Origin of the sequence: Streptococcus sp. 27098_8_86 (assembly GCF_041432595.1) — a bacterium.
In the GTDB taxonomy this organism is placed as follows: domain Bacteria; phylum Bacillota; class Bacilli; order Lactobacillales; family Streptococcaceae; genus Streptococcus; species Streptococcus pneumoniae_F.
Genome location: NZ_JAPVZW010000002.1, coordinates 235,750 through 261,095, shown reverse-complemented (window position 1 = coordinate 261,095; position 25,346 = coordinate 235,750). Strand labels below are relative to the sequence as shown.

Annotated in this window: 26 protein-coding genes; 9 read left to right on the top strand and 17 right to left on the bottom strand. The window is 40.3% G+C overall.

Annotation, left to right across the window (positions count from 1 at the left end; all coding sequences use genetic code 11):
* Positions 1 to 19: 19 nt before the first annotated feature.
* The 3 genes from O3616_RS03120 to O3616_RS03110 all read right to left on the bottom strand — a co-directional run bounded on the left by O3616_RS03120 (position 20) and on the right by O3616_RS03110 (position 3,977).
* Complete coding sequence (locus O3616_RS03120) at positions 20 to 841, bottom strand: MutR family transcriptional regulator (protein ID WP_371638118.1); 822 nt, start codon at positions 839 to 841, stop codon at positions 20 to 22.
* Positions 842 to 843: 2 nt separating this feature from the next.
* Positions 844 to 2,745, bottom strand: a complete 1,902-nt coding sequence (locus O3616_RS03115; protein WP_371638062.1) for an ATP-binding cassette domain-containing protein — start codon at positions 2,743 to 2,745, stop codon at positions 844 to 846.
* 77 nt (positions 2,746 to 2,822) lie between these two features.
* Positions 2,823 to 3,977 (bottom strand): DUF4352 domain-containing protein, encoded by a 1,155-nt coding sequence (locus O3616_RS03110; protein ID WP_042751227.1) that lies wholly within the window; start codon positions 3,975 to 3,977, stop codon positions 2,823 to 2,825.
* A 331-nt stretch (positions 3,978 to 4,308) separates the two neighbouring features.
* On the opposite strand from O3616_RS03110, the gene O3616_RS03105 reads away from it, so the two are divergent.
* Positions 4,309 to 6,027 (top strand): phospho-sugar mutase, encoded by a 1,719-nt coding sequence (locus O3616_RS03105; protein ID WP_371638061.1) that lies wholly within the window; start codon positions 4,309 to 4,311, stop codon positions 6,025 to 6,027.
* A gap of 111 nt (positions 6,028 to 6,138) precedes the next feature.
* Positions 6,139 to 6,486, top strand: coding sequence for a thioredoxin (locus O3616_RS03100; RefSeq protein ID WP_371638060.1), 348 nt, complete (start codon positions 6,139 to 6,141; stop codon positions 6,484 to 6,486).
* Between the two features lie 31 nt (positions 6,487 to 6,517).
* Here the strand turns inward: O3616_RS03100 and O3616_RS03095 are convergent, their stop codons facing one another.
* The 11 genes from O3616_RS03095 to O3616_RS03045 all read right to left on the bottom strand — a co-directional run bounded on the left by O3616_RS03095 (position 6,518) and on the right by O3616_RS03045 (position 15,490).
* Entirely contained in the window at positions 6,518 to 7,297 is a 780-nt protein-coding gene (locus O3616_RS03095) for a potassium channel family protein (protein ID WP_070843047.1), read from the bottom strand.
* A 45-nt stretch (positions 7,298 to 7,342) separates the two neighbouring features.
* A complete protein-coding gene (locus O3616_RS03090) occupies positions 7,343 to 7,597 on the bottom strand; it encodes a type II toxin-antitoxin system RelE/ParE family toxin (protein WP_007284771.1) in 255 nt (84 codons plus the stop codon).
* Position 7,598: 1 nt separating this feature from the next.
* Positions 7,599 to 7,841 (bottom strand): type II toxin-antitoxin system RelB family antitoxin, encoded by a 243-nt coding sequence (gene relB, locus O3616_RS03085; protein WP_049521138.1) that lies wholly within the window; start codon positions 7,839 to 7,841, stop codon positions 7,599 to 7,601.
* A gap of 90 nt (positions 7,842 to 7,931) precedes the next feature.
* A complete protein-coding gene (locus O3616_RS03080) occupies positions 7,932 to 8,741 on the bottom strand; it encodes an MBL fold metallo-hydrolase (RefSeq protein ID WP_094753292.1) in 810 nt (269 codons plus the stop codon).
* Between the two features lies 1 nt (position 8,742).
* On the bottom strand, positions 8,743 to 10,092 hold the full coding sequence (gene vicK / locus O3616_RS03075; protein WP_042751232.1) for a cell wall metabolism sensor histidine kinase VicK: 1,350 nt from the start codon (positions 10,090 to 10,092) through the stop codon (positions 8,743 to 8,745).
* Positions 10,085 to 10,792 (bottom strand): response regulator YycF, encoded by a 708-nt coding sequence (yycF, locus tag O3616_RS03070; protein ID WP_000722072.1) that lies wholly within the window; start codon positions 10,790 to 10,792, stop codon positions 10,085 to 10,087. The genes vicK and yycF overlap by 8 nt, the downstream gene beginning before the upstream one ends.
* A gap of 55 nt (positions 10,793 to 10,847) precedes the next feature.
* Positions 10,848 to 12,023 (bottom strand): A/G-specific adenine glycosylase, encoded by a 1,176-nt coding sequence (gene mutY / locus O3616_RS03065; RefSeq protein ID WP_371638059.1) that lies wholly within the window; start codon positions 12,021 to 12,023, stop codon positions 10,848 to 10,850.
* 82 nt (positions 12,024 to 12,105) lie between these two features.
* Positions 12,106 to 13,080, bottom strand: a complete 975-nt coding sequence (gene pta / locus O3616_RS03060) for a phosphate acetyltransferase (protein ID WP_371638057.1) — start codon at positions 13,078 to 13,080, stop codon at positions 12,106 to 12,108.
* A 43-nt stretch (positions 13,081 to 13,123) separates the two neighbouring features.
* Entirely contained in the window at positions 13,124 to 14,020 is an 897-nt protein-coding gene (locus O3616_RS03055) for an RluA family pseudouridine synthase (RefSeq protein ID WP_070843044.1), read from the bottom strand.
* On the bottom strand, positions 14,017 to 14,835 hold the full coding sequence (locus O3616_RS03050; protein ID WP_000799056.1) for an NAD kinase: 819 nt from the start codon (positions 14,833 to 14,835) through the stop codon (positions 14,017 to 14,019). The genes O3616_RS03055 and O3616_RS03050 overlap by 4 nt, the downstream gene beginning before the upstream one ends.
* A complete protein-coding gene (locus O3616_RS03045) occupies positions 14,819 to 15,490 on the bottom strand; it encodes a GTP pyrophosphokinase family protein (RefSeq protein WP_000171682.1) in 672 nt (223 codons plus the stop codon). The genes O3616_RS03050 and O3616_RS03045 overlap by 17 nt, the downstream gene beginning before the upstream one ends.
* A gap of 128 nt (positions 15,491 to 15,618) precedes the next feature.
* Between O3616_RS03045 and O3616_RS03040 the strand changes: the two genes are divergently transcribed.
* The 7 genes from O3616_RS03040 to O3616_RS03010 all read left to right on the top strand — a co-directional run bounded on the left by O3616_RS03040 (position 15,619) and on the right by O3616_RS03010 (position 20,390).
* Positions 15,619 to 16,188: a CYTH domain-containing protein gene (locus O3616_RS03040; RefSeq protein ID WP_115904377.1), complete on the top strand. Its 570-nt coding sequence runs from the start codon at positions 15,619 to 15,621 to the stop codon at positions 16,186 to 16,188.
* 111 nt (positions 16,189 to 16,299) lie between these two features.
* A complete protein-coding gene (locus O3616_RS03035) occupies positions 16,300 to 17,259 on the top strand; it encodes a ribose-phosphate diphosphokinase (protein ID WP_001283818.1) in 960 nt (319 codons plus the stop codon).
* A 9-nt stretch (positions 17,260 to 17,268) separates the two neighbouring features.
* Complete coding sequence (locus O3616_RS03030) at positions 17,269 to 18,384, top strand: cysteine desulfurase family protein (RefSeq protein WP_371638056.1); 1,116 nt, start codon at positions 17,269 to 17,271, stop codon at positions 18,382 to 18,384.
* Positions 18,385 to 18,388: 4 nt separating this feature from the next.
* Positions 18,389 to 18,736 (top strand): DUF1831 domain-containing protein, encoded by a 348-nt coding sequence (locus O3616_RS03025; protein WP_000863540.1) that lies wholly within the window; start codon positions 18,389 to 18,391, stop codon positions 18,734 to 18,736.
* Between the two features lie 7 nt (positions 18,737 to 18,743).
* Positions 18,744 to 18,959 (top strand): DUF4649 family protein, encoded by a 216-nt coding sequence (locus O3616_RS03020; RefSeq protein ID WP_371638055.1) that lies wholly within the window; start codon positions 18,744 to 18,746, stop codon positions 18,957 to 18,959.
* An 82-nt stretch (positions 18,960 to 19,041) separates the two neighbouring features.
* Positions 19,042 to 19,683: a redox-sensing transcriptional repressor Rex gene (locus O3616_RS03015; protein ID WP_371638054.1), complete on the top strand. Its 642-nt coding sequence runs from the start codon at positions 19,042 to 19,044 to the stop codon at positions 19,681 to 19,683.
* Positions 19,684 to 19,700: 17 nt separating this feature from the next.
* Positions 19,701 to 20,390 carry a gamma-glutamyl-gamma-aminobutyrate hydrolase family protein gene (locus O3616_RS03010; RefSeq protein ID WP_371638053.1) on the top strand — a complete coding sequence of 230 codons (690 nt, stop codon included), beginning with the start codon at positions 19,701 to 19,703 and terminating at the stop codon, positions 20,388 to 20,390.
* Here O3616_RS03010 and radC read toward each other — a convergent pair.
* The 3 genes from radC to O3616_RS02995 all read right to left on the bottom strand — a co-directional run bounded on the left by radC (position 20,387) and on the right by O3616_RS02995 (position 25,254).
* Positions 20,387 to 21,067, bottom strand: a complete 681-nt coding sequence (radC, locus tag O3616_RS03005) for a DNA repair protein RadC (RefSeq protein ID WP_371638051.1) — start codon at positions 21,065 to 21,067, stop codon at positions 20,387 to 20,389. The genes O3616_RS03010 and radC overlap by 4 nt on opposite strands.
* A gap of 42 nt (positions 21,068 to 21,109) precedes the next feature.
* Positions 21,110 to 23,401 (bottom strand): DNA helicase PcrA, encoded by a 2,292-nt coding sequence (pcrA, locus tag O3616_RS03000; protein ID WP_371638050.1) that lies wholly within the window; start codon positions 23,399 to 23,401, stop codon positions 21,110 to 21,112.
* 182 nt (positions 23,402 to 23,583) lie between these two features.
* Positions 23,584 to 25,254, bottom strand: coding sequence for a formate--tetrahydrofolate ligase (locus tag O3616_RS02995; protein ID WP_371638049.1), 1,671 nt, complete (start codon positions 25,252 to 25,254; stop codon positions 23,584 to 23,586).
* Between the last annotated feature and the right edge of the window lie 92 nt (positions 25,255 to 25,346).

The following is a 25,346-nucleotide window of genomic DNA, read 5'->3' as shown; positions in this document are numbered from 1 at the left end:
TTTCCCTTATTTGGGAAAATTAATCTTTGACAAATTTTTCGTAGTGTTCTTGATAGTAGGCTACTTGCTCTGGAAGACCTAGTAGGTCAAAAATACGCAAGGCCTCTTGCATCTGCTTACAGCCTTCTTTACACTGTCCTTTTTGGTACAAGGAAAAGCCTTTTAGATAATGGAAAATATTACGCTCATACAGTTTGATCCCTTTACCAATAATCTTCTCTGTATAAGTCTCAAAATAGCTTGCATTTTCGAAAGAAAGATGCTCTAAACAATGCTGGTAACAATTAAGGGCTAAAATCAAGACCAGTTTTCTATGGCGACCAATTTCTTGATAAAATCCCTCCCTCTCCATAACTTCTCTACCAATCCGAGTGACATAGTCCACATCGTAGAAAATATAGAGGTTCCCGAAAAGAATCAACTCATACATGGTCCATTCTTCTGTCTTAAAGAGATAATCTGCTACCTTATCTAAATCATCCTGCTCCATATGATAACTCGAATCTCTTTGACAAATCAGACCTTGTAGCAAAATCCAGTTCAGCTCAAAATAAAGGGGATTCGTCGAACTCTTAGCCTTTTCAAGTTGTTCTCTTTGAAGCTTTTGAAAACCTGCAATATCATTTGAATAGTAAAGGGGCACAATTTGTCCCATCATGGCAACATGTTCATGATAATGGAAATCCCTAGCCTTATCCATGAAATTTTCGATTGTGACATGAATGTTATCCAAAATCTCAAAGAAACGTGAAACTGCTATATCAGACTCCCCTGCCGCCTCCTTTAAAGAATAATTTCTACTTGTTCGAAATTCACGAAATACTTTTCCAAGATGTTCCATCTTTACACCTGCTCCGATAATTCTTCCCATTCAAGCATGGCTTCTTCCTGACGGTGGCTGATTTTGTCCAGCTCAGCCTGTAATTCCATGAGTTTACCTGCATCGTTTGTCTCCAACATTTGTTCAGAAATGGTTTGACTTTGACTTTCTAGCTCTTCAATTTCAGCTTCTAGACTTTCGATTTGTCGCATGAGCTTACGAACTTCTTTTTGACTTTCTTTCTGGGCTTGGTAGTCATTGACTGGACTTGCTTCTTTTACTTGATTGCTAGTTGAAGCTTCCAAAGCCTGAGTCATTTCTACTTCTGCTTTCTTCTCAACATAGTAGTCGTAGTCTCCAAGGTAGAGAGTCGAGCCATTCTCAGACAATTCCAAAACATGAGTTGCCACACGATTGATAAAGTAACGGTCGTGGCTGACGAATAGAAGAGTTCCATCAAAGTCAATCAAAGCATTTTCCAACACTTCCTTGCTATCAATATCCAGATGGTTGGTTGGCTCATCCAGAATCAAAAAATTGTTGTTTTCCATAGACAGTTTAGCCAAAAGCAAACGAGCTTTCTCGCCCCCAGACAACATGCCGACTGATTTTTTAACATCATCTCCTGAGAAAAGGAAGGAACCAAGACGATTACGAATTTCAACTTCTGGCGTCAGCTTAAAATCATTCCAAAGTTCATCCAGTACAGTATTACTTGGTGTCAACTTGCTTTGGGTTTGGTCATAGTAACCGACCTCAACATTGGCACCAAAGCGCTTTTCACCCTTGATAAAAGGAATCTGCTCTACAATAGATTTAATAAAGGTTGACTTTCCAATGCCGTTTGGTCCAACAATAGCAACAGCATTCATTTTACGAAGGTCTAGGTTGATAGGCTCTGACAGTACTTCCCCGTCATAGCCAATAGCCGCATTTTCAACAGTCAAGACAACATTACCAGAGCTTTTTTCCGACTGGAAGGTCATATTGGCTGCTTTCTTGCCAGCTTCAGGCTTGTCCAAACGTTCCATTTTTTCCAGCTGTTTGCGGCGAGATTGGGCACGCTTGGTCGTTGAAGCTCGGACTAAATTGCGATTGACAAAGTCTTCCAGAGCTGCGATTTCCTTCTGTTGCTTTTCATAGTTTTTTGCCTCAGTAGCTAGCTTTTGCTCCTTCAACTCTACAAAACGAGAGTAATTGCCCACATAGCGGTCCAAAGAATGCTTGGTCAAATCCAGCGTAATTGTCGCAACCTTGTCCAAGAAATAACGGTCATGGCTGACAATAATAAGGGCACCGCTATAATTTACCAAGTAATTCTCTAGCCAGGCAATAGTTTCAATATCCAAGTGGTTGGTTGGCTCGTCCAATACCAAGAGATTTGGCTTTTCAAGGAGCATTTTAGCCAGTGCCAGACGAGTATTTTGACCACCAGAAAGCTCAGCAATTTTCATCTGCCACATAGATTCGTCAAACTTGAATCCATTTAAAATCGCTCGTATATCAGCTTCATAGGTAAAGCCATCTGCCTGACGAAAATTTTCAGATAAGCGGTCGTAATCTGACATCAGCTTATTCAAGTCCTCACCAAACTTTTCACCCATCTCCAACTCCATCTGGCGAAGTTGCTTCTCAGTCCGACGTAAATCATCAAAGACATGAAGCATCTCATCGTAGATGGTATTTTCAGACTCAAAACGGCTATCTTGGGCTAGGTAAGACAGAGAAATATCTTTTTTCTTATTGATTTCTCCACTAGTTGGCTCCTCTTCTCCAACCAAAATCTTCAAAAGAGTAGACTTACCTGCACCATTTTTCCCAACAAGAGCAATTCGATCTCGTTCATCAACTTGCAGGGTGATATTATCAAAAAGAACCTCTCCTGCAAAAGAACGTTCAATTTTATTAGCTTGTAAAATAATCATAAACCTATTTTACTATCTTTTTCTATTTTATACAAATGCAATAAAAAAGTTCAAGTTTAAAACTCGAACTTTTAATATTAATAACCAACCCCTCCACGGAATGTGCGAGCCATATCGTTTAAATCATAGTTCTTAGAAGAAGTGTCAATGGTCCATTTCCCATCTTTTTTACTCATTTTAATTTCATACCCCTCTTTTCTCATACTATCACTAGTATCTAGAGGAGTAGACTCAAATTGGCTTGGAGCATTTTCTAGAATATACTTCTCACCAGCTTTCATAGCTTCTGAATAGTTACCATATTTTCCTTTATTTTCTTCGTAGAATTTACGGCTTAGTTCATAAACATTTAAGTTATCCAAGTCAATTGTTTCTGGTCTTACATAGATAACTGCATAGTCAGGCAAATAAGTTTTTACTTTGTATTCTACCTTTGCTCGTTTAGCATTAGCTTTGATATATCCTTCAGCAAAGGTGCGGAGTTCTGAATCTGAAGGTTTGTAGTTATAAAAACTTTTTCCGAATGATTCTGTAAATTTCTTAATGAATTCTTCCCTATCAGCCTTAACATCATTAGTGAATTCAGCTCCACCATCAGATGATTTTTTATCATCTGCAAGGGGAACAACTTTAGCCTTATTGTCAGTAGTGCTTAGTTTTTTCCCACCACCTGAGCTTTCCCCATCAAGGTAGACCGCATCAACATACTTTTTCATTACTTCTTTAGCTTCATCAATATGATCTTCGTACTTACTTGGATCAACTTTGATAGCTACGTCATTATTCTTATTAGATTTTTCTTTGATATCTTCATAGAAGCTAGGTGCAAAATGAAGCTCATATTTAGCATTTTTATCAACTTCATAGACAACATAGCCAGCTACACTTTTTCCTTTAGAAATACTATCCCCATAATCCATGAATTTAGTTTTACTGTCACTATCATACATTTGAATTGGTTCTACTTTTTCATCTTTTTCATTGTAAAGAGTGATATCGCGGCTAGTGAAACTGAACTGTTTGTCACGATTGTTTTTGATTTCTACTTGAAGTGCAAGATAGTTTGAAGATGAATTTTCATCCTTAGGCAATACAAACATTCCATCTTTAACAGATATTTCAAAGTTAGAATTTGATGCAGTACCGTTGTCGCTGGCTTTTTTCGAAGTTCCACAAGCAACAAGTGCTAAAGCTGATAACAATAAAGCAGAATGCTTAAGAATTTTTTTCATAATAGAATGTCTCCTTTTATTATTACTGATCTTATACCATAGGTATAATAATATTCAAAACAGAAAACCGAATGTTTAAAAAAATCTAAAAATTATAGAATTCTTTCTAAAATTGGTGGAACAAATTATAAATGCCTAACTAATCACTAAATGTTTTTTTTTAAATCTATTTCCTATGCTTATACAATAGAAAACCAGAAAACTAAATCTGATAGATATCGTGAGGAAAATGATTTATTAAAGTAGTAACTCTCATGCTAACGTTTTACTAAAGCGCTAAAAAGTGCTATAATGTGAACGGTTAAAACAATTTACAAAAAGGAGAATTTCAATGTCTTACCAAGAAAATTACCAGAAATGGGTTGATTTTGCGGAGCTTCCTGACTACCTTCGTCAAGATTTGAAAAATATGGATGAAAAAACGAAAGAAGATGCCTTCTATACAAACCTTGAATTTGGTACTGCAGGTATGCGTGGCCTGATTGGTGCTGGTACAAACCGCATCAACATCTACGTTGTTCGCCAAGCTACTGAAGGATTGGCTCGTTTGATTGAGTCAAAAGGTGGAAATGAAAAAGAACGTGGTGTGGCAATTGCCTACGATAGCCGTCACTTCTCACCTGAGTTTGCCTTTGAATCTGCGGCAGTTCTTGCTAAACACGGCATCAAATCTTACGTATTTGAAAGCCTTCGTCCAACTCCAGAACTCTCATTTGCAGTTCGTCACCTCAACTGTTTCGCAGGTATCATGGTCACAGCCAGCCACAACCCTGCTCCATTTAACGGTTACAAAGTTTACGGTGAAGACGGTGGACAAATGCCTCCACACGACGCAGACGCTTTGACTACTTATATCCGTGCAATCGAAAACCCATTTGCAGTTGAAGTTGCTGATGTGGAAACTGAAAAAGCTTCTGGCTTGATTGAAGTTATCGGCGAAGCTGTTGACGTAGAATACCTCAAAGAAGTCAAAGACGTAAACATCAACCCAGCCTTGATTGAAGAATTTGGTAAAGACATGAAGATTGTCTACACACCACTTCATGGTACTGGTGAAATGTTAGCTCGTCGTGCTCTTGCCCAAGCAGGATTTGACTCTGTTCAAGTCGTTGAAGCACAAGCAACTGCTGACCCAGACTTCTCAACTGTAAAATCTCCAAACCCAGAAAGCCAAGCAGCCTTTGCCCTTGCTGAAGAACTTGGTCGTCAAGTTGGTGCAGATGTTCTTGTGGCAACTGACCCTGATGCTGACCGTGTTGGTGTTGAAGTTCTTCAAAAAGATGGTAGCTACCTCAACCTTTCAGGTAACCAAATCGGTGCTATCATGGCTAAATACATCTTGGAAGCCCACAAAAACGCTGGAACTCTTCCAGAAAACGCGGCTCTTTGCAAATCTATCGTATCAACTGACTTGGTAACGAAGATTGCTGAAAGTTACGGCGCAACAATGTTCAACGTCTTGACAGGTTTCAAATTTATCGCTGAAAAAATCCAAGAATTCGAAGAAAAACACAATCACACTTACATGATGGGATTTGAAGAAAGCTTCGGTTACTTGATAAAACCATTCGTACGTGATAAAGATGCTATCCAAGCTGTTCTTGTCGTTGCTGAACTTGCTGCTTACTATCGTTCACGTGGTTTGACTCTTGCTGACGGCATCGAAGAAATCTACAAAGAGTACGGCTACTACGCAGAAAAAACTATCTCTGTTACCCTTTCAGGTGTCGATGGTGCAGAACAAATCAAAACGATTATGGCTAAATTCCGTAACAATGCTCCAAAAGAATGGAACGCAACAGCTATTACGGTCGTAGAAGACTTCAAAGCTCAAACAGCTACTGCTGCTGACGGTACTGTTACAAACTTGACAACTCCTCCAAGTGATGTGTTGAAATACACACTTGCTGACGGTTCATGGATTGCCGTTCGCCCTTCAGGGACAGAACCAAAAATCAAGTTCTACATTGCAGTTGTAGGTGAAACCAACGAAGAATCACAAGCTAAGATTGCTAACATCGAAGCAGAAATCAATGCTTTTGTAAAATAAAGACCTATAAAAGATGAGATTAACCAATCTCATCTTTTTTTCGTATCAAATCTAAGCAATTTTAGAAACTTTATGGCATACTAGACTTATCAATGAAAGCGAGGTAATCTCATGGAACAATTTTTAGATAATATCAAAGACCTTGAAGTCACTACAGTTGCGCGTGCGCAAGAAGCTCTTGATAAGAAAGAAACTGCAACCTTCTTTATCGGTCGCAAAACTTGCCCTTACTGCCGTAAATTTGCAGGTACATTGTCAGGTGTCGTATCTGAAACCAAAGCTCACATCTACTTCATCAACAGTGAAGAAGCAAGCCAACTCAATGAGCTGCAAGCATTCCGTTCACGTTACGGAATCCCAACTGTACCAGGATTTGTTCACATTGCAGATGGACAAATCAATGTCCGTTGCGACTCTTCAATGTCAGCTCAAGAAATCAAAGATTTCGCAGGATTGTAAAAAAGCCACTCATCGAGTGGTTTTTAAATGGTCAAAATTGCGTTTTTTCAAGCAAATCTTGTATCATTCTATGTAGTTCTTCTATCTTCTCAGATTGCTTCTCAAGTAGTATTCTCTGACTAGACAATTCATCTTGGAGTTTATCAAGTTTTATCTGTTCATCTGGATTATCTTTTACAAAAAAGTTCGTCAAGGCACTCGTTAACATTCCTATTGTTCCAATACCGACAAGCATTAATAAGACAGCTAACCATTTACCAAAAATTGAAGTAGGAATAATATCCCCATAACCCACTGTCGTTACAGTTACAAGAGCCCACCAAAGACTTTCTGAAAAAGATTTTTCTTCAACAACGGATAAAATCGAACTCCCTAGCAATACAATAAAGGAATTGAGATAAAGAATATAAAGTAAGCCATTTGTTCGTAAGAGTCTGCTTACCTTCTTTTCCAGCTTGCCAGTCAATCCAACGATTCTTAAAAGACGAGTCAATTTCAATAATTTTGTCAGTCTTGCTAGTCGAAAGATACGGCCTAATCGAAACACTGTAAAAATAGCATTTAAAGGAAGGATAGCTAGCAGATCAAAAATATTTTCAATTATGAATCGCCATTTCCCTTTACTTAAAAAGAACCGCCAACCATAATCTACCACAAACACAAACCAAAGTAGTAAGTCAATAATACTGTATGGAGGACTGTCTAAATCAATCATCTCAGCAAATCCAAGCAAGACCAAAATAACAGAGATTAAAGCAAGTAAAATAATTGTTGTATCATAATAATCTGCAAAAAACCATTTTTTCTTCAAATTTTACTCTCCTCACTTTCTATACTGTTATTACTCAGCTTTAATTCAATAAATATCTCTCCGATGACCAACTTCTAGAGTAGCAATGACTAATTCATCATCTACAATTTGTACGATAACTCGATAATTACCAATTCTATAGCGCCATTGACCAACGCGATTACCAACCAAAGCCTTTCCGTGTCGTCTTGGGTCTTCCAAAACATTGGTTTGTAAATAGTTTGTAATTAGCTTCTGCGTATAACGGTCCAATTTTTTCAATTGCTTGATGAAACGTCTTGTTGGAACTAATTTATACAAATTATTCATCCTCCAAGCCTAAATCATGAATCATTTCTTCCCAAGTAATGGGTTCAACTCCTTTTTCCAAGTCGTCTAAATACTCTTGATAGGCTAAATCTGCCACACGAGCATCGTATTCATCTTCTAAAGCTTCAAGAGTTTTGGTGCGGATAAGTTCCGACAGGGAAACTCCTTCAAACTTAGCCATTGCTTTCATAAATGTTTTATCAGCTTCAGAAACTTTTAATGTAATAGTAGTCATCTTTTGCACTCTCTTTTTTAATGGTAACACCATTGTATTACTTTTTAGGTGTTCAGTCAATATAAAAAGAACACCTTCTTAGCGTTCTTTCTATATATCTGTCAATGGTGTTGCAGTATCTGGTGAGGTATCATATACCTTAAAATCTACTCCAACTCCCAGATCAGCTTGTGCTAGCTGATTGACCATGGTCATATGAGCCAGTTCCTTGATATTGTTCTCCTTAGATAAATGCCCGAGGTAGATTTTCTTAGTGCGGTTTCCCAAGGTACGAATCATAGCTTCGGCACCGTCCTCGTTAGAAAGGTGACCGAGATCCGATAGGATTCGTTGTTTGAGTCGCCAAGCGTAAGAACCTGCTCGCAAAATCTCTACATCATGGTTGGACTCGATAAGATAGCCATCTGCATTCTCGACAATCCCTGCCATACGGTCACTCACATAACCTGTATCAGTCAGCATGACAAAACTCTTATCATCCTTCATAAAGCGATAGAACTGCGGTGCAACCGCATCGTGGCTAACACCAAAACTCTCAATATCAATATCTCCAAATGTTTTGGTTTTGCCCATTTCAAAAATATGCTTCTGAGATGAATCCACCTTGCCAAGATACTTGCTATTTTCCATAGCCTGCCAGGTCTTTTCATTAGCATACAAATCCATACCATACTTGCGAGCCAACACACCGACTCCATGGATATGGTCTGAATGCTCATGGGTAATCAAGATAGCATCCAAGTCTTCTGGTTTGCGATTTATTTCAGCAAGTAGGCTGGTAATTTTCTTTCCTGACAAGCCCGCATCCACTAAAAGTTTCTTTTTGGAGGTTTCCAGATAAAAGGAATTTCCACTGGAACCCGACGCTAAAATACTGTATTTAAAGCCTGTTTCACTCATTCTAGTCTTCTACTTCGTCCTCCCATACTTCTTCTTTCACTGCATCCTTATCATAAGGGAGCACGATGGTAAAGGTTGATCCCTTACCGTATTCACTTTTGGCCCAAATAAAGCCCTTATGTTGTTTGATAATTTCTTTAGCAATAGACAGTCCTAGGCCTGTACCACCTTGGGCACGACTTCTGGCACGATCAACACGATAAAAACGGTCAAAAATACGTGGTAAATCCTGCTTAGGAATACCCAAACCTTGGTCTGAGATAGATAAAATCATCTGATCATCAGTTGTCTTCATGGTCACTGTGATTTTTCCACCATCTGGTGAATACTTAATGGCATTGTTAAGAATATTATCAATCACCTGCGTCATTTTGTCTGTATCAATTTCAATCCAGACAGACGTAATCGGATAATCTCTAACCAATTCGTATTTCTTCTCTTCATCTGATCCCCTCATCTTATCAAAACGGTTAAGAATAAAAGTAATAAAAGCTGTAAAGTTAATCAGTTCCACATCTAGATGACTGGTTGCATTATCAATACGTGAAAGATGGAGAAGATCCGTCACCATCCGCATCATACGGTTTGTTTCGTCTAGAGACACCTTGATAAAGTCTGGAGCGACAGGTTCTGACAAGGCACCCTCATCCAAGGCTTCAAGATAGGATTTTACGCTAGTCAGAGGCGTTCGTAGCTCATGACTAACGTTGGAAACAAAGAGTCTCCGTTCCCGTTCTTCCTTCTCCTGCTCCGTCGTATCATGCAAAACTGCAACCAAACCTGAGATAAAGCCAGACTCTCGACGAACCAAGGCAAAACGTACACGAAGGCTCAGATATTCACCATTGGCATCCTGAGAATCAATCATAAGCTCAGGAACTTGGGTAATCAAATCACGAAGTTCATACTCATCTTCAATCTCAAGCAATTCTAGGATACTTTTGTTTAGAACATCTTCTTTCTGAACACCTAACTGTTTCTTAGCCATGTCATTAATCATGGTAATCTTGCCACGACGATTGGTCGCAAGGACTCCGTCCGTCATATAAGAGAGGATACTATGTAATCGTTTACTCTCTTGTTCCAGATTTTCTTGAGTCAAACGGATTACTTCTGATAAATCATTGAGATTATTGGTAATATTAGTGATTTCAGAGCTTCCCTGCATATCCAATACCTGAGAATAGTCTCCTGCAATCAGGTCTTTCACCTTTTGATTAATTTGCTTCAACCGAATATTATCCCGACGATTTTCTAGCAAAAGCAAGGTAACAATCAAGATAAAACCCAATAAAATTAAAATGAAGATAAAATCACTAGTAAGAATATTTTTTCTAATAAATTCAATCATTATTTCTCATATAATAACCAACACCGCGACGTGTTAGGATATACTCTGGACGACTTGGTGTATCTTCAATCTTCTCACGCAAACGTCTGATCGTTACATCGACAGTCCGAACGTCTCCGAAATAATCATAACCCCAGACAGTTTCAAGCAAGTGTTCACGCGTAATCACTTGACCGATATGAGAAGCCAAGTGGTACAAGAGTTCAAATTCACGGTGGGTTAAGTCTAGTTCTTCACCGTATTTTTTAGCTACATAAGCATCTGGTACAATCTCCAAGTCCCCAATTTGCAAGGGTTGGGTTTTCTTTTCATCTGACTCTTGATTATCTACAGAAACCAAGTCCGTACGACGAAGAAGAGCTTTAACACGCGCCTGCAACTCACGATTTGAGAAGGGTTTGGTTACATAGTCATCCGCTCCAAGCTCTAAACCGATAACCTTATCAAATTCACTGTCTTTAGCAGAAAGCATGATAATAGGCACACTACTTGTCTTGCGAATGGTCTTAGCAACTTCTAAACCATCAATTTCTGGAAGCATCAAATCCAGAATAATAATATCTGGCTGCTCTGCTTCAAATTGTTCTAGCGCTTCACGACCATTAAAAGCAGTTACAACCTCGTAACCTTCCTTGGTCATATTAAACTTGATAATATCCGAGATTGGTTTTTCATCATCTACAATTAATATTTTTTTCATTTTTTCACCTTTTTCTCTACTATTATATCAAAAAAATAACAAGAAAACACAATAGTTAATCTTTGCTACTGTCTAAGTTGGCTTGTGCATAAGCCTGCCAGATTTTTTGTTGGGGTTTGGCAAGTGGGTAATTCTTAAACTCTTCTGGTGAAAGCCAGCGAACTTCCCTATCGGAAAAGTTATGAAAGTCAGTCACCTGACCTGCTACAATTTGAACATGCCACTTGCGATGGCTAAAGACATGCTTGACAGTCTCAAAACAAACACCAAGCCAATCAACATCTAGGTCATAGTCCTGCTGGAAACTCTCTTCTGGACTGGGTCCAAAATTCACACTTTCTTCTGCAACCTGATGGAAGAGGTCAAACTGTTCCTCTTGCGAAAAGTCATCTACTTCTACCAGTGGGAAATGCCAAAAACCTGCCAAGAGCTTTTCACTTTCATTTTTTTCAAGTAAAAATTGTCCCTGAGAATTTTTCACAACTAAGGCTTTAAGATAAATGGGAATTGGCTTTTTCTTTGGAGCCTTGATTGGATAACGGTCCATGCTTCCATTCTGATATGCCGCACTAAAGTCCTTAACTGGGCTTTCTTCTGGTCTGGGATTTACAGGCGCCTCAATATCTGATCCCAAGTCCATCAAAGCTTGATTAAAGTCACCAGGCCTTTCTGGGTCAATCAAGATTTCCATCATTGCCTGAAAAATTTTACGATTACTTGGAATCCCAATATCGTGGTTGACTTCAAATAGACGCGCCAAAACACGCATGACATTACCATCTACAGCTGGCTCAGGCAAGTTAAAAGCAATACTGGAAATGGCTCCTGCTGTGTAAGGACCAATCCCTTTCAAGCTGGAAATTCCTTCATAAGTGTTTGGAAATTGACTACCAAAGTCAGTCATAATCTGCTGGGCTGCAGCCTGCATATTACGAACTCGAGAATAATAGCCCAAACCTTCCCAAGCCTTCAACAAACGCTCTTCAGGGGCAGTTGCCAAACTTTCAACTGTTGGAAACCAGGCCAAGAATCGTTCGTAGTAAGGGATAACTGTATCCACCCTAGTCTGCTGGAGCATAATTTCAGACACCCAGATATGATAAGGATTTTTACTTCTACGCCAGGGTAAATCTCTTTTGTTTTCATCATACCAGGTAAGAAGTTTCTCACGGAAAGAAACAATCTTCTCATCTGGCCACATGACGATTCCGTATTCTTTCAAATCTAACATATCTCTAGTATAACACAGAAGACTCTAACTGTCCTTTTCCTAGTATTAAAAAGCCTCTCCCCAAGGGAAAGAGGTTGAATTATTATTGATGAACTGCTTGAGCTGCTGTGATAAGAGTCAACTTGTACACATCATCAGCATTACATCCACGAGAAAGGTCGTTAACTGGCTTGTTCAAACCTTGCAAAACAGGTCCTACTGCCGCAAAGCCACCAAGACGTTCGGCCATCTTGTAACCAATATTTCCTGCCTCGATACCTGGGAAGATAAAGACATTTGCTTGACCAGCTACTGTACTTCCAGGAGCTTTCAAAGCTGCAGTTTCGGGAACAAAGGCCGCATCAAATTGCAACTCACCATCGATTTCGAGGTCAGGGCGCAAGTCGTGAGCAATTTTAGTTGCTTCAACGACCTTATCGACGCTTTCACCAAATCCTGAACCTTTAGTAGAATAGCTTAGCATAGCAATTTTAGGTTCGATGCCAAACATCTTAGCTGTGATTGCTGAGTTGATGGCAATTTCAGCCAAGGCTTCTGCATCAGGATTGATATTGATAGCACAGTCTCCAAATAGGTAACGTTCCGTACCACGAACCATGAGGAAGGCACCTGACGTACGCGTTACATTTGGACGAGTTTTGATAATTTGAAGGGCTGGGCGAACTGTTGAAGCAGTTGAGTGAATCGCTCCTGACACCATTCCATCAACCAAGCCCAAGTATACCAACATAACACCAAAGTAGTTAACATCTTCAACCAAAACCTTGCGTGCATCTTCTTCAGACATTTTTCCCTTACGACGCTCTACCAAAGCAGTAACCATTTCTTCAAATTGAGGATAGTGTTGAGGGTCAATGACTTCATAGCCATCTGCAATACCTTCAATTTCAAGATAAATTTTAATTTTTTCAGGATTTCCAAGCAAAACAGGAATCACTTCTGTTTCTTTTACCAAGCGTTTAGTCGCTTGAAGAATACGTGGCTCTTCCCCTTCAGGGAGAACGATACGAGCATTTTTACCAACCAAGTTGGCTTTGAGACTTTCAAAAACTTCCATGAGTTTTCTCCTTTAAGATAATAATTATACTCTGAATCATTTTTTATAGAGTATTAGTTGATAACTGGGTAATAAGGTTACTGAAATCATCCGGCAAGGGACTTTCTAACTGCAAGTCTTGCTCTAAAAATGGATGATAAAAGGATAGGTAATGGCAATGCAGGGCTTGGCGCTGAATTCCATCGTCTAGACTACCACCATACAAGTCATCTCCCAACAAAGGAAAACCAATATGAGAAAAATGGACTCGGATTTGGTGGGTTCGTCCAGTATGCAGGCGAATATCAACTAAGTGAATATTCCCATAAGATGCTACAATCTTGTAAGAAGTATGGGCATACTTTCCACCTTTAGCCACCCGTCTGGTGATAATGGAATCTTCATCACGCGCAATCGGAGCAATAATTTCCCCCTCTGACTCCAAGTATCCATCACCTTTAACCAAAGCAAAGTAGCGTTTTTCAATGGACTTCTTCTGCAACTGCTTGTCTAATCGTGCGTGGGCATAGCCGTGCTTGGCAAAGAGCATCAAGCCAGAAGTGTCCCTATCAAGTCTGGTTACAATGTGAACCTGCTGATTTTCATAGTCTTGCTTGACGTAGTAACCCTTGATAAAATTGGCAATGGTATTAGAGTGATTGACACTAGGAATAGAAGCCACTCCATAGGGTTTATTTAAGACTAGAAAATGGTCATCCTCATAGAGAATATCTAATGGTCTCTCGATAGCTTCTAGGGTTTCAAAGCCTTCCTCAGCAGGAATATCGATGATAACTCGGTCTCCAATATCCAATAGATAGGTTGCATTTTGCGGTTGGTCATTGACCAGTATAGCTCCACCTCGAAACTTTATTTTGGCCAGCAACCCCTTAGAAACCTCGTGCTTTTTCAAAAAGGTCTTGACTTTGACATGCTCATCTGCGATAAATTCAAACCTCATTCGTCTACCTCGCCGATAAAAGCGTCCTTAACACGATTCCAGAAACTGGTATGGCTAGGTGATGCGACAAAGTGAATCTTATGATGGTCGATTTGATACTCGATTCGTTCAATATTGCGGAAGGAATAAACGCTATTGTCAACCGAAATAGTATGGTAATCGTTTCTTGTTGGAATAAGTTCAATCTTATCCTTCTTAGGAACAATAATGGACGAACCCAGCGTTCGATAAACACGATTGTTAAGGCTGGCAATTTCCGTCAACTGAAGAGCTTCAATGGTAGGGTGTAAAACAGCTCCACCAAGCGACTTGTTATAGGCTGTACTACCAGTCGGTGTCGAAACTGTTAGCCCATCTCCACGAAAACGTTCAAAGTGGACACCGTTAATCACAACATCCGCCACCATGGTTCGATCGGACCTGCGGATACTGGCTTCATTTAGTGCTCTGAAAATCTTCACTTCACCATTTTCAAGAAAGACCTTCACATTCAGAACAGGGTAAGAGACTCTGGCTCCGGTATCTAGCTGCAAATTAGTCACTAGCTTGTCCAACTCAAAATCACGGTAGTCCGTATAGAAGCCCAAATGTCCAGTGTGAACACCAATGAAGCGGACCTTATCAAGCTGGTTTTCATACTTATGAAAGGCCGACAAGAGCATGCCATCCCCACCAATGGAGATGACAATGTCCGGATTGGTATCATTGAGTATAAACTGATTTCTCTTCAAACGATCTCGCAATTCATACAAAACCCTTTGACTCTGCGGTTTTCTATTAGCTATCAGGTCAATTCGTTTACCTGTATTCTTCATCTGTATCGTCACTGTTTCCTACACCGTCATTTAATTTTCTACTCAAAGGATCAAAAAGAGCCTGGGCTTCTTGGATATCATCACGAATTTTACCCATTTCTTCATCCAACTGATGGGCAATCTTGGCTGTAATTTCCAGTCGCTTCTTAATCTCCTCTGGGAAATCCCCTTGGTACTTGTAGTTGAGAGAATGTTCTATTGTTGCCCAGAAATTCATGGCCAAGGTACGTATTTGAATTTCCGCCAAAATGGTCTTGGCACCATTGATAGTATCAACCGTATATTCTACTACCACATGATAGGAACGGTAGCCTGATGCTTTTCGATGAGTAATGTAATCTCGCTCCTGTATGATTCGCATGTCCTGACGTTTGCGCAAAATTTCCACTACTTCCTTGACGTCATCTACAAACTGAACCATCACACGCAAGCCAGCAATATCCTGCAAATCGTGCTCTAAAGTCGCATAAGTAATGCCACGACGAGCCATTTTTTCCTTAATGCTTTCAATTGGCTTGACTCGACCAGTCACAAACTCAATAGGAGAATGCTTATTTTGCTTACGATATTGCTTCCGAATACCACGTAGTTTAATCTTTAACTCACCAACAGCTTGAATGTAAGGATCTAGAAATTCTTCCCATTCTAAGGTCATATATTCTCCCTTGTTCTCATATTATCCTTCAAAAATATCTTTGATTTTTTCTCCAGATTCATATACAATAAATACAATGCTTATTATACCATAAATCCGCTTTCAACGATAAAGAAAAGGTAAGAAAAATGAAACATTTAGAAATTGAATTGAAAACACTCTTGAAAAAAGATGAATACAATCGTCTAAAAGGCCAGTTCACAGACGTCACTCCTGTTCTTCAAAAAAATTACTACATAGACACGCCTGATTTTGAACTGCGAGAAAAGAAAGTTGCTATGCGCATTCGAACCTTTGAAGACTGGGCAGAATTGACACTCAAAGTCCCTCAAAGTGTTGGAAACATGGAATACAACCAAAAATTGCAACTAAAAGATGCTGAAAACTATCTGAGTAAGAAAGAACTTCCTCAGGGGCTAGTACTGGAAGAATTGGCGAAACATGGTATTAAAACTAGTGAATGGCAGATCCTTGGTTGTCTAACAACGCTTCGCTATGAAATGCAAACAGCTATTGGTCTCATGGCGCTGGATGAAAGTCAGTACTTTGATATTACAGATTACGAATTAGAGCTTGAAGTTGAGAATCACGAGCAAGGGAAACAAGATTTCCAGCAATTTTTAGAGGAAAATCAGATTTCCTACCAAAAAGCCCCTTCAAAATTGGTCCGATTTGTCAAAAGCATGAAAAATAGCTGAAATAATCTCTATTTTTTGGTAAAATAGAAAAGATAAAATACAAAAATCCTAGTTCATATAGGCTAGACAGATATGGCTAGGATTTAAAAAGCTTACAGAGGACGGTCTATAATGTCAGATAGAAAAAACATGAAACTTTTCGCACTCAACTCTAACCAAGAGATTGCACAGAAAATTGCACAAGCTGTTGGTGTACCGCTTGGAAAACTATCATCACGTCAATTTTCAGACGGAGAAATCCAAGTGAATATCGAAGAAAGTGTCCGTGGTTATGATGTTTACATCATCCAGTCTACAAGTTTCCCTGTTAACAACCACCTAATGGAATTGTTGATCATGGTCGACGCTTGTGTGCGCGCAAGTGCCCACAGTATCAACGTTGTCCTTCCATATTTTGGCTATGCACGTCAAGACCGCATTGCTTCACCTCGTGAGCCACTTACAGCGAAACTAGTTGCCAATATGCTAGTTAAGGCTGGTGTCGATCGTATCCTTACGCTTGATTTGCATGCCGTTCAGGTTCAAGGCTTCTTTGATATTCCTGTTGATAACCTCTTCACAGTGCCCCTATTTGCCAAACATTACTGCGATAAGGGGCTCCTTGGCTCAGATGTTGTTGTCGTTAGCCCTAAAAATTCAGGGGTAAAACGTGCTCGTAGCTTGGCTGAGTATCTTGATGCTCCTATCGCCATTATCGACTACCCACAAGACGATGCAACTCGCAACGAAGGTTATATCATCGGTGATGTTGAAGGTAAGAAAGCTATTTTAATTGACGATATCCTTAATACAGGACGTACCTTCTCTGAAGCTGCCAAAATCGTTGAACGTGAAGGAGCTACAGAAATTTATGCTGTTTCTAGTCACGGCCTCTTCGTCGAAGGAGCTGCTGAACTTCTTGACAATACTAATATTAAAGAAATTCTTGTGACTGATTCAGTAGCAACAAAAGAAAAAACTCCTAAAAACGTATGCTACATCACTGCTAGTGAGTTAATTGGTGATGCTATCGTCCGTATTCACGAAAGAAAACCAGTCAGCCCACTCTTTGCCTACAACAAAAAGAAATAAGGTGATTCTTTGATTTATTTGGACAATGCTGCAACGACTCCTATGTCAGCAGTTGCAATTTCAGCTATGACCAAGGTGATGCAAGAAACTCATGGCAATCCTTCTAGTATTCACGGTCATGGTCGTCAAGCTGGCAAACTCTTACGAGAAGCACGTCAGGAACTGGCTCAATTACTGGGGACAAAACCTCAACATATATTTTTCACTTCTGGTGGGACTGAAGGCAACAATACTGCCATCATTGGCTACTGCCTTCGTCACCAAGAACAAGGAAAACATATCATCACAACTGCCATCGAGCACCATGCTGTCCTTGAAACAATTGATTACTTGGTTCAACACTTTGGTTTTGAAGTAACTATTATCAAACCAGAAAATCAAGAAATCACCGCCCAGCAAATTCAAGAGGCCTTACGTGACGATACGATTTTGGTTTCTACCATGTTTGCCAATAATGAGACAGGAAACCTACTTCCCATTGCTGAAATTGGCCAAATCCTCAAGCAACACCCAGCTGCCTACCATGTTGATGCAGTTCAGACAATCGGTAAAATTCCTATTCATCCAGAAGAATTGGGCATTGATTTTCTCACTGCTTCAGCCCATAAATTCCATGGCCCTAAGGGAATCGGCTTTCTCTACGCATCTAGCATGGACTTTGATTCCTATCTCCATGGTGGAGACCAAGAGCAAAAAAAACGTGCTGGAACTGAAAATCTAGCTGCCATCGTAGGCATGGTTGCAGCCCTAAAAGAAGACCTAGAAAAACAAGAAGAACATTTCCAACATGTACAAAATCTAGAAACCGCCTTTCTTTCTGAGCTAGAAGGAATTCAGTATTACCTGAATAGAGGACAAAATCATCTTCCTTATGTGCTCAATATTGGATTTCCTGGGCAGAAAAACGACCTCTTACTTCTTCGTCTAGATTTAGCTGGAATTTCTATCTCTACTGGTTCAGCCTGTACAGCAGGTATTGTCCAATCCAGCCATGTTCTTGAAGCCATGTACGGGGCAAATTCAGAACGCTTGAAGGAATCCGTTCGCATCAGTTTGTCTCCACAAAATACTATCGAAGATCTACAAACCCTCGCAAAAACCTTAAAAGAAATTATCGGAGGTTAGCCATATGGCATTTGAAAAAACCATTCAGTTAAAAAATTGTCGTTACGACTACACTCTTAGCCCTTCTGTTAAAAAATTCACCCTTAAGGACAATACTTTTTTTGAAACCAAGGTTGGTAACTATGAACTGACTCGCCTACTTGAAAAGGTGCCAAACAGTGGAGAAGGCTTCCAACTCAAAATCATCATTAACAAGGAACTCACAGGGGCTAAAATCAATATCACTGACAAATTTGGTCTTCGTCTGGTTGATATTTTCAAATCAGAAGACCACCACATTCATCAGGAAAAATTCTACTTTCTCATGGATAGCTTGGTAGAGCGTGGTGTCTTTACAAAATCTGAAAGATAGGTCCCATATGTTTGAACTGACCTATAAGGATAGCTATCATGTAGAGCGGACTCTCAAGTACGAAGATTATGAGGCACTCATGCTGGCTTTGTCAGGCTGTGTGACCCTACCAGATACACTTTATGTGACTTCTTTGACTTTTGAAGGACAGGAAGTTTACCAAGGACTGGTCGGAGACCTCTACCGTTTTCTATCACAAAAAGAATTTTTACATCAAAACTAAGATTTTTCTTAGTTTTTTCTTATTTTTGTTGATTTTTTCACAATGTTTCTATAAAATAGAAGAATAGAAAGGTTGTGATTTTGTGAAAGATAAACAGTCTGCTATTCCAAAAGCTACAGCAAAAAGACTCTCTCTCTACTATCGAATTTTTAAGAGATTTCATGCAGAAAAGATTGAACGCGCCAACTCTAAACAAATTGCAGAGGCCATTGGGATTGACTCAGCGACCGTACGTCGTGATTTTTCCTATTTTGGTGAACTAGGTCGTCGTGGTTTTGGCTATGATGTCAAAAAACTGATGACGTTTTTTGCCGATTTGCTCAATGATAACTCTATTACCAATGTCATGCTTGTAGGTATTGGAAATATGGGCCATGCCCTTCTCCACTACCGCTTCCACGAGCGTAATAAGATGAAGATTATCATGGCTTTTGACCTAGATGACCATCCTGAAGTCGGTAGCCAAACTCCTGATGGGATTCCTATTTACGGGATTTCTCAAATCAAGGATAAAATTCAGGATGTTGATGTGAAGACTGCTATCCTGACCGTTCCTAGCGTTAAATCACAAGAGGTTGCCAATCTCTTGGTGGATGCTGGCGTGAAAGGAATTCTCAGTTTTTCACCAGTCCATCTGCATTTACCAAAAGATGTGGTCGTTCAATATGTCGATTTGACAAGTGAACTCCAAACCCTCCTCTACTTCATGCGAAAAGAGGATTAGAAAGCGAAAATCATTTTATGAAAAAACCAGTTATTGGGATTACAGGAAACGAAAAAACTCATCCAGATGATGACATCATGATGAGCTACGCAGCAAAAGGCTTTGTTGAGGGCGTTAAAGACGCTGGAGGGATTCCCATCATCCTACCGATTGGTGATCAAGAAATGGCTAGCCACTATATCAGTATGATTGACAAGCTCATCTTGACAGGTGGGCAAAATGTTGATCCAAAATTCTATGGTGAACCAAAAACTATTGATAGCGATGACTACCACCTTCAAAGAGATATCTTCGAACTAGCCCTCATCAAGGAAGCTATTAAACAGAAAAAGCCTATTTTCTCTGTCTGCCGCGGGACTCAACTCTTTAATGTTGCCATGGGTGGAACTTTGTATCAAGATATCGAAGACCACTGGCAGGATTGTTCTGCCGAGTATACAACCCAGCGCTTGGTTACAGAACCAGATACCGTTCTTCGAGAAATCTATGGAGAAATCTCCCATATTAACTCTTTCCACCATCAGAGTATCAAGGATTTAGCTTCCAACTTAAAGATTGCGGCTCATGATCCAAAGGATGGTATTATTGAAGCTGTCATAAGTACGGATGATGTTGCCTTTCTCGGTGTCCAGTGGCATCCAGAATTTCTATTTGAAAATCGTCCCAAAGATAAAAACCTCTTTGACTATGTCGTTAATGAACTTTAAATTAAATCTGTCTTTTCACGATAACTAAAGTAACTGGAGTGAGAGACAATCAAATGGTCCAAGAGGACAATCCCCATCAGGTCGCAGGCTTCCTTGACAAGTTTAGTGACATGATCATCATTTCGGCTAGGTGCCACCGCTCCTGAAGGATGATTATGAACCAAGATGAGAGAGGTCGCCATATGCTTGATTGCATAATGAAGAATCTCTCGCGGCTCAGCGATACTACGAGTGGCAGAACCGATAAAAATGGTCTGTTGATGGATGATTTGATTTTGAGTATTGAGATAGAGCGCCACCAGGTGCTCTTGTTTTTTATGGCCCAATTCCTGTTGCATCTTCTTGGCCAACTTTTGACTGCTGAGAATACTTTCCATCTCAAGAGTCTCGTGTTTATGAATACGATGTCCCAGTTCAATCATGGCTTGTAACTCTATTGCCTTAACTCGCCCGATACCAGATATACTCTGCAATTCCTGCAGGGTCATTTTTTTCAAATCTGTTAGGCTTGAAAGATTGTTCAAGACTTTCTGGGCAATTTCAAAAACACTGGACTGACGTGTTCCTGTTCTAAGTAAAATAGCTAGCAACTCTTGGTTACTAAGCGCTTCCACTCCTTCTTGGGCAAGTCTTTCTCTTGGCAATAGTGAATCTTCTTGGAATGAAATACTGTACATAAAAATCCTCCTCACTTTATTATTCGTGAGAAGGATGGAAAATTAAAGTTTTTTCTCAATTGGGGCTACACTAGCTAAAAGTTTTTTCAAACCTACTTCTGGGAAATTGATTTTCAATTCCTGCGTAGCACCGCTACCTGAAACTTCCAGAACAGTTCCTTCGCCCCATTTCTTATGGAGAGCAATGTCACCAATGGACCAATTTGTCTCGCTAGATGCTGATTTTGCACCAGCTGAAAATTGACCAAATGGAAGACCGCTTGACTGGATAGTTTTTGGAGCCGCACCGCGTTTACGGTCTTGGATGGCCTGGGCAAGACTCATACCTTGACCGAAGGCAAGACCACCACTGCTATATGATGCCTTAAAGCTTGTATTGGCTGGACGAGCCAGACCTTGATACTCAAGTAAGTCTGAGCTGATTTCGTTAATAAAACGAGTCGGACGGTTGTAGTTAGTACGACCGAAAAGCAAGCGTGAGTTGGCATTGGTCAGATAGAGAATTTTCTCTGCACGCGTAATTCCTACATAGGCCAGACGGCGCTCTTCCTCTAATTCATCTTGATCTTCAGCCGCACGGCTAAGCGGAAAGACATTTTCTTCCATCCCAATCAAAAAGACAACTGGAAACTCGAGACCTTTGGCGGCATGCAGGGTCATCAAGGTCACTTCTGATGTCTCCTGACTACCTGAATCTGTGTCTGCAATCAAGGCCAAGTCATTTAAGAAACGGCTCAGTTTGTCTAAACCGGTTTCCTCTTCTGGCCCATCAGAGGTGTCATCAAAGTTTTTCGTCACAGAAAGGAACTCTTCGATATTTTCAACCCGTGCCTTGCTTTCTAAGGTCGCTTGGGCATTAAGAATATCGACGTAACCTGTTTTTTCTAGGACAGCCTCAACCAACTCTGTAATAGTTAATTGGTCCAACTGCTCCCGCAAATCAAGCATCATATTGGCAAAATCCCAGATAGATTGGGCTGCCTTACCTTTGATTCCAGACAACATAATATTTGCTGAAGCATCTAGCATAGACATATCCTGCATATTCGCAAAATCAAGGATTTTCTCAACAGTGCCTGGCCCAATTCCACGTTTAGGCTCGTTGATAATACGCTCAAAACTGATATTGTCACTCAAATTGGCAATAAGATTGAGGTAAGCGATGATATCTCGGATTTCCTTACGGCTGTAGAACTTGGTTCCGCCAACCATGGTATAAGGGATATTTGACTTGAGCAGGGCTTCCTCAATAGTACGAGACTGGGCGTTAGTCCGATAGAGAACTGCAAAATCCTTGTGAAGGAAGTTTTGACTGCGACTAAGTTCATCGATGGTTCTGGCTACAAATACAGCCTCATCCAGCTCATCATTGGCGCGATAGTATACGATTTGCTCTCCATCCGCATTTTGAGTCCAGAGATTCTTAGGACGGCGGTTTTTATTGTTTTTAATGACCTCATTGGCCGCTTGGAGAATGGTTTTGGTTGAGCGGTAATTTTCCTCCAACAAGACAACCTTGGCTTGAGGATAATCCTTTTCAAAATCCAAGATATTCTGCATATCAGCACCACGCCAACCGTAGATAGACTGGTCCGCATCCCCAACCACACAAATATTTTTAAAGCGAGAAGCCAAGAGTTTAACCAGTTGGTACTGAGCGTGGTTGGTATCTTGGTACTCATCAACGTGGATGTATTGGAATTTTTGCTGGTAGTAGGTCAAAACATCAGGATTTTGATCAAAGAGACGCAAGGTCAGCATAATCAAATCATCAAAGTCAACTGACTCTGACTGACGAAGCTCTTTTTGGTAAGCAGTGTAACACTGAGCCACGATTTGTGTATACATATCTCCAGCTTGAGCAGCATAAGCCACATCATCAATCAAATCATTCTTAGCATTGGAAATGGTCCCCAAAATAGTTCGTTCATTCCATTTTTTAGGATCCAGGTTCAACTGCTTAAGAATGCGTTTCATGAGGGTTCGCTGTTCTCCGGGATCTACAATGGTGAAGTTCCGATTGTAGCCAATATGATCCGCATCGCGACGCAAGATACGAACACACATGGAGTGGAAGGTCGCAATCAAACAGTCCTGAGTAGATGGATTGAGGCTATAAGCACGCTCCTTCATCTCACGCGCAGCCTTGTTAGTAAAGGTAATGGCCAAGATATTCCAAGGATTGACCATCTTTTCATCAATCAAATAAGCGATACGGTGGGTTAAAACACGGGTCTTACCAGACCCAGCCCCCGCCATGATCAACAAGGGACCTTCTGTCGTTTGCACCGCCTCAGCCTGACGGTCATTCATTCCATTCAATAATGCGTTCATCTTTTCTTCCTTACTCTTGAAGTCAATATTTCTATTATATCAGAAATCAGGGAAAATATCTTTACCTAGACTGATTACTTATAGAAAGCAACTCTTTCATCAGCTGAAGAAAAGGCCTTATATCTAGATAAAAAATGAGCTCGGATAGTATCTCCAAACTCATTTAAAGTCAATTGAATATATTAGAACAAGCCTAGAACCGTTCCGCCACTTTCAACATCCATATTGAGAGCGGCTGGTCGTTTTGGAAGACCAGGCATGGTCATGACATCTCCAGTTAGGGCAACAATGAAGCCTGCACCTAATTTTGGTACCAATTCACGAATGGTAATTTCAAAGTTTTCAGGTGCTCCAAGTGCATTTGGATTATCTGAGAAACTGTATTGAGTTTTAGCCATACAGATTGGCAACTTGTCCCAACCATTTTGAACGATTTGGGAAATTTGCGTTTGAGCTTTCTTCTCAAAGTTTACTTTGCTACCACGGTAGATTTCAGTAACAATCTTTTCAATCTTTTCTTGAACAGAAAGTTCATTGTCATAAAGACGTTTATAGTTAGCTGGGTTTTCAGCGATAGTCTTAACAACTGTTTCAGCAAGTGCTACTCCACCTTCTGCACCATCAGCCCAGACACTAGCCAATTCAACTGGTACATCGATTGAGGCACAAAGTTCTTTCAAGGCTGCAATTTCAGCTTCTGTATCAGATACAAATTCATTAATAGCTACTACTGCTGGAATACCGAACTTACGGATATTTTCAACGTGGCGTTTCAAGTTAGCAAAACCGGCACGAACAGCTTCTACATTTTCTTCAGTCAGAGCATCTTTAGCCACACCACCGTTCATCTTAAGGGCACGAAGGGTTGCGACGATAACTACTGCATCTGGAGAAGTTGGCAAGTTTGGTGTCTTGATATCAAGGAATTTTTCAGCACCAAGGTCTGCACCAAAACCAGCTTCAGTAACTGTGTAGTCCGCTAAGTGAAGGGCTGTTGTCGTTGCCAAAACAGAGTTACAGCCGTGAGCGATATTGGCAAATGGACCACCATGTACAAAGGCAGGTGTCCCGTAAATTGTCTGAACCAGGTTCGGTTTAATAGCATCCTTCAAAATCAAAGCCAAAGCACCCTCAACCTGCAAATCACCTACAGAAACAGGTGTTCTGTCATAGCGATAACCGATAACGATATTAGCCAAACGGCGTTTCAAGTCCTCGATGTCTGTTGCCAAGCAAAGAATCGCCATTATTTCGGAAGCAACGGTAATGTCAAAGCCATCCTCACGTGGAATACCATTTAGAGGGCCACCAAGTCCAACGGTCACATGGCGAAGAGCACGGTCATTCAAGTCCACAACACGTTTCCAGAGGATACGACGTTGGTCAATTCCTAGCTCATTTCCTTGATGCAAGTGGTTGTCAATCAAGGCAGAAAGAGCATTGTTAGCAGTTGTAATGGCATGCATATCTCCAGTAAAGTGGAGGTTGATGTCTTCCATTGGCAGCACTTGGGCGTAACCACCACCAGCAGCACCCCCTTTAATTCCCATTACTGGACCAAGAGACGGTTCGCGGATAGCAATCATGGTTTTCTTGCCAATCTTATTCAAGGCATCCGCAAGACCAATAGTAATGGTTGATTTTCCTTCACCTGCTGGTGTTGGGTTGATGGCAGTAACCAAAATCAATTTCCCAACTGGATTGCTCTCAACTGCACGAATTTTATCAAAGCTGAGTTTAGCCTTGTATTTTCCATACAACTCCAAATCGTCGTAAGAAATTCCAAGTTTCTCTACAACATCAACGATTGGCTTCAACTCAATACTCTGTGCGATTTCAATATCTGTTTTCATCCAAAACTCCTCTAACCTCTTATATGATAATTCATTATAACACAAAACAAGATTTTTAACATCCTTAAACTCTCTAAACGTTCGTAAATATC